We start from the raw sequence: 4,645 nt of genomic DNA, 5'->3' as shown, positions 1-4,645 counted from the left end.
AAGCCGCACCGGCCCACCGCCCGGCCTGCTCCTCGCCGTCATCTCCCTCTGCACCGCCACGACGGTCGCCAACATCTACCTGGCCGCGCCGCTCCTGAGCCTCATCGCCCGCGGCTTCGGACTGCCCGCCGCCGGCGTCAGCTGGATCACCGCGATCTCCCAACTCGGTTACGCCATCGGCCTGTTGTCCTTCGTACCGCTGGGTGACACCGCCAACCGGCGCCGCCTGATCGCCGTGCTCTCCGTCGTCACCGCCGCCGCGATGACCGCCGCGGGCCTCGCCCCCGGCCTGCCTGCGCTGGGCGCCGCGCTGCTGGTCGCCGGCGCCACCACCGTCATCCCGCAGCTCCTCGTGCCGCTGGTCGCCGAGCGGGCGCCCGCGGCACGCCGCGGCCTGCACGTCGCGGCCGTGGTCGCGGGCCTGTTCACCGGCATCGTCGCGGCGCGTGTACTGGGCGGACTGGCGGGCGAGGCGTACGGCTGGCGCGCCGTCCTCCTCGGCTCGGCCGCGCTCACCGTACTGATCGGCTGCGTGACCGCCGCGCTGCTGCCGCCCGAGCGCCGCGAGGTCTCCGGCGCGCTGCTGACCCGCATCGGCAAGGGCATCGCCCAGGTCCCGGGGACCCTGACCGCCTCTCCCGACCTGCGGCGCGCATGCCTGCGCCAGGGCGGGCTGTTCGGCGTGTGGAGCGCGCTGTGGACGGCGGTGGTCCTGCTGCTGACCGGCGCGCCATACAACTTCTCCACCGCGACCGCCGGGCTCTTCGGCCTCTTCGGGCTGGTCTCCGCGATGGTGGCGCCGCTGGCCGGCGGCCTGATCGACCGCTTCGGCACGGATCGCGTGGTGGCCGCCGCCTACACGCTGACGCTGGTCTCCGTACCCCTCTTCCTGCTCGGCGGACACCAGCTGTGGGCCCTGTGCCTGGCAGCCGTACTCGTGCACGCCGGCCTCGTCTGCGGCCAGGTCGCCAACCAGACCCGCGCCCTGACGTCCACCGGCTCCCCCGCCGCGGCCAACACCGCCTACATGGTCACGGCCTTCTTCGCCGGCGCCCTGGCCTCCGCCCTCACCGGCCCGGTCTTCACCCACTGGCACTGGCCCGGCGTCTGCGCCCTCGCCCTCCTCTGGCTGGCCGCGGGCCGCTTCCTCCCGTACAGCAGGCCCGGCCGCCGCTGAGGCGGCACGGTACGCCCGGGAAGGGGCCCGGTACGTCCGGGCATCGTGCTCCCCGGACGTACCGCTCCCCCGGTCGCCCGAACGGTCACCCGAGCCGCGTCACGTCCAGCCCGCCGTCCGCGTACTGCTTCCGCAGCACCTTCTTGTCGAACTTCCCCACGCTCGTCTTCGGGACGGCCGGGATGACCGCCCAGCGCTCGGGGAGCTGCCAGCGGGCGATGCGGCCGGCGAGGAACTCCTTCAGGGCTTCGTAGCCCGTCGTGGCGCCTTCCTTCAGGACGACCGTGGCCAGCGGGCGTTCGCCCCACTTCTCGTCCGGGACCGCGACCACGGCGGCCTCGGCGACGTCCGGGTGGGCCATCAGGTGGTTCTCCAGCTCGACCGAGGAGATCCACTCGCCGCCGGACTTGATGACGTCCTTCGCGCGGTCGGTGAGGGTGAGGTAGCCGTCGGGCGTGATCGTGCCGACGTCGCCCGTGCGCAGCCAGCCGTCCGGGCTGAACTTGTCGTCGGGGCGGAACGCCTCGCCGTCCGCGCCGCCGTAGTACGCGCCCGCGATCCACGGCCCGCGTACCTCCAGTTCGCCGGCCGACTCGCCGTCCCAGGGCAGGTACTCGCCGCCGGGCCCGGCCAGCCGCGCCTCCACGGAGGCCGGGAAGCGGCCCTGCGTACAGCGGTAGCGCCACTCCTCGTCGCCGGTCACGCCGGCCGGCGGGTGCGCGACGCTGCCCAGGGGCGAGGTCTCGGTCATGCCCCAGGCGTGCACGACGCGGATGCCGTGCCGGTCCTCGAACGCCTTCATGAGGGAGGGCGGGCAGGCCGAGCCGCCGATGATCACCGTGCCCAGGCAGGCCACGTCACGCTCGGTGGCGTCCAGCTCGGCGAGCAGACCCTGCCAGATGGTGGGCACCGCGGCGCCGATGGTGGGACGTACGGCCTCGATCATCTCGGCGAGCGGGGCCGGCTGGAGGAAGCGGTCCGGCATCAGCAGCGAGGAGCCCGCCATGAAGGCGGCGTGCGGCAAGCCCCAGGCGTTTACATGAAACATGGGGACGACCGGGAGCGCGGTGTCGCGGCTGCTCAGGGCGAACGCCTCGGCGTTGTTGACCTGCATCGAGTGCAGGTAGAGCGAGCGGTGGCTGTAGACCACGCCCTTCGGCTCGCCGGTGGTGCCGGAGGTGTAGCAGAGCGCGGCGGCCTGCCGCTCGTCGGTCTCGGGCCAGGCGTACGTCTCGGGGCGGCCGGCCAGCAGCTCCTCGTAGTCGTGGACCTGCGCGGCCGTGCCCGCCAGTACGGAGCGGTCGCCCGGGCCCGCGACGACGATGTGCTCCAGCGTGGGCAGCTGCGGGAGCAGCGGGGCGAGCAGCGGCAGCAGCGAGCCGTTGACGAGGACGACCCGGTCGGCGGCGTGGTTGACGATCCAGACCAGCTGCTCGGCGGGCAGCCGGAGGTTCAGGGTGTGGAGGACCGCGCCCATGGAGGGGATCGCGAGGTACGCCTCCAAGTGGACGGAGTTGTTCCACATGAGGGTCGCTACGCGTTCGTCGTCGCGTACGCCCAGGTCGTCGTGGAGGGCATGGGCCAGCTGCGCGGCGCGCAGGCCGGTTTCCCGGAAGGACTGGCGGTGCGGCTCGCCCTCCCCGGTCCAGGTGATCACCTCGGCCCTGCCGTGCACGGTGGACCCGTGGGCAAGGATGCGGGTCACTGTCAGCGGTACGTCCTGCATCGTGCTCAGCACCGGGGGCCTCCCGAAGACCTGTTACGGGCGAGTAGATTTCCGCTGATTCTGCTGCCGTACCTCGCGGTATGTCACTACCGCTCGGGAAAAACAGGCGTGTGACCCGTCACGCCACTGTCCGGTTGACGTGCAGGATCGCTGTGCGGGAGCGGCCGGCTCGGGCCGCCCGCCCTCAGGCCGCCCGCGCCAGGTCGGGGTCCTCGCGCAGCTTGGCCAGCGCCCGGGAGACGGCGCTCTTGACCGTGCCCACCGAGACGTCCATCACCTCGGCGGTCTGCGCCTCGCTCAGGTCCTCGTAGTACCGCAGTACGACCATGGCCCGCTGCCGGTCGGGCAGCCTGAGCACCGCGCGCCACATCGCGTCGCGCAGTACCTGCCGCTCCGCGGGATCCGGGGCGGCCGTTACGGGGCCGGGCTCGGGCAGCTCGTCGCAGGCGTACTCCTCGATCTTCCGCTTGCGCCACTGCGACGTACGGGTGTTCACCAGCGCCCGCCGTACGTAACCGTCCAGCGCGCGGTGGTCCTCGATCCGCTCCCAGGCCACGAAGGTCTTGGTCAGCGCGGTCTGGAGGAGGTCCTCCGCGTCGTTGGGGTTTGCGGTGAGCGAGCGGGCCGCGCGCAGCAGCGCCGGGCCCCGGTCCCGTACGTACGCCGCGAACGACGGGAAGGACGGGAACGAGGCGACGGAAGGGAGCGCCGAGGGCGACGGGAGCGGCGTCGGCGACGGTGCCACCGCGGCGGTCGAGGCGCCCTTGCACACTGGCGTGGTCATGCCCTCCACGCTAGGAGCGCCGGGCTCGGCGGGGATCGGCCCGAGGTGCCGAAGCCGCATCCGCCTCAGGTTGTACGGGTGGGGCCGGCCCCACCTCCTCAGGGCGGAGCGCGGACCCACCCCCGTCAGGGTCCGTCCGACGGGGCTCTCCCGGCCGATGCCGTCCCGACGGGGGTGGCCGGTCACTTGATCACCGCTACCGGAGCGTCCACATAGTTGCGGTCGATGCTCAGCGCGCGGCCGCCGTGGGTCTCCACCACGTGGCCGACGTACTGGTGGATCCGGCGGTTCGGGTGCCAGGACGTCGCCGGCAGCCACCGCTCACCGTAGGCGGACGGCGGCGTCTTCCAGCGCGCGAACCACATGATCTCCGGCAGGTCGGTGACCCCCTGCGCGCGCACCTGCGCCATGTGCCGCACGCCGGAGTTCGCGCTGCTGTAGAACCCCGGCAGGTAGCCGAAGCGGCTCACCTCGCGGTTCCAGGAGCGGATGAAGCGCAGCGTGCGGTCCGCGCAGGCGCGGTTCGTCAGGCTGTACGCCTCGATGTCCAGGTAGATCGGGCTGCGCGGCATGATCCCGTACGCGCGTGCCCGGTTCACCGCCACCCTGGCCTCGGTCACGCCCTGGCCGTAGGGGTCGGCGCCGATGGCGTACTTCCGCTTGTGCTTGTTCTTCACGCACGGCGCCTGCGAGCCGAGATAGATGGGTAGCACCCGCCAGCCGGCCCACTTCGCGCCCTGGAACCACTGCGGGCTGAGATTGTGCTGCTTGGGACAGGCGCGGCCGCGCCCCGCGAAGTAGACGCCGATGGCCCGGTACCGGGTGCTGTTCCAGGCCCGGAGCGAGCTGACCGCCGGGGCCTCGCACGTGTCGATCCCGAAGCCCTTGTAGAGGTACGGGCCGGTCGGCGGGGCCTTGGCGGGGGCCCGTACCTCTACAAGGGCTTCGGGATCGACAC

4 protein-coding genes are annotated in these 4,645 nt (G+C 72.7%); 1 reads left to right on the top strand and 3 read right to left on the bottom strand.

The features are described from left to right. Nucleotides 1-25: 25 nt before the first annotated feature. Nucleotides 26-1,177 carry an MFS transporter gene (locus CCS38_RS00250; protein ID WP_223731132.1) on the top strand — a complete coding sequence of 384 codons (1,152 nt, stop codon included), beginning with the start codon at nucleotides 26-28 and terminating at the stop codon, nucleotides 1,175-1,177. A gap of 85 nt (nucleotides 1,178-1,262) precedes the next feature. Here CCS38_RS00250 and CCS38_RS00245 read toward each other — a convergent pair whose 3' ends face one another. From CCS38_RS00245 to CCS38_RS00235, 3 genes are all read right to left on the bottom strand, one after another. Further along, nucleotides 1,263-2,915 (bottom strand): long-chain fatty acid--CoA ligase, encoded by a 1,653-nt coding sequence (locus CCS38_RS00245; RefSeq protein WP_223731131.1) that lies wholly within the window; start codon nucleotides 2,913-2,915, stop codon nucleotides 1,263-1,265. Nucleotides 2,916-3,087: 172 nt separating this feature from the next. Next, the gene (locus CCS38_RS00240; RefSeq protein WP_223731130.1) at nucleotides 3,088-3,687 is read right to left on the bottom strand and encodes a SigE family RNA polymerase sigma factor; all 600 of its coding nucleotides are present in this window, start codon (nucleotides 3,685-3,687) and stop codon (nucleotides 3,088-3,090) included. Between the two features lie 182 nt (nucleotides 3,688-3,869). Next, nucleotides 3,870-4,645, bottom strand: a 776-nt coding sequence (locus tag CCS38_RS00235; protein WP_223731129.1) for a DUF1906 domain-containing protein, incomplete at its 5' end; no start/stop codon positions are given.

The sequence above is a fragment of the Streptomyces purpurogeneiscleroticus genome, assembly GCF_020024005.1.
GTDB classification, from domain to species: Bacteria; Actinomycetota; Actinomycetes; order Streptomycetales; family Streptomycetaceae; genus Streptomyces; species Streptomyces purpurogeneiscleroticus.
Note: the sequence above shows the minus strand (reverse complement) of the source record. Positions and strands in the feature narration are given on the sequence as shown.

Bases quoted from the DNA above. Each gene is read 5' to 3' on its own strand.
- CCS38_RS00240 (WP_223731130.1), bottom strand. From the start codon at position 3,687: ATGACCACGCCAGTGTGCAAGGGCGCCTCGACCGCCGCGGTGGCACCG.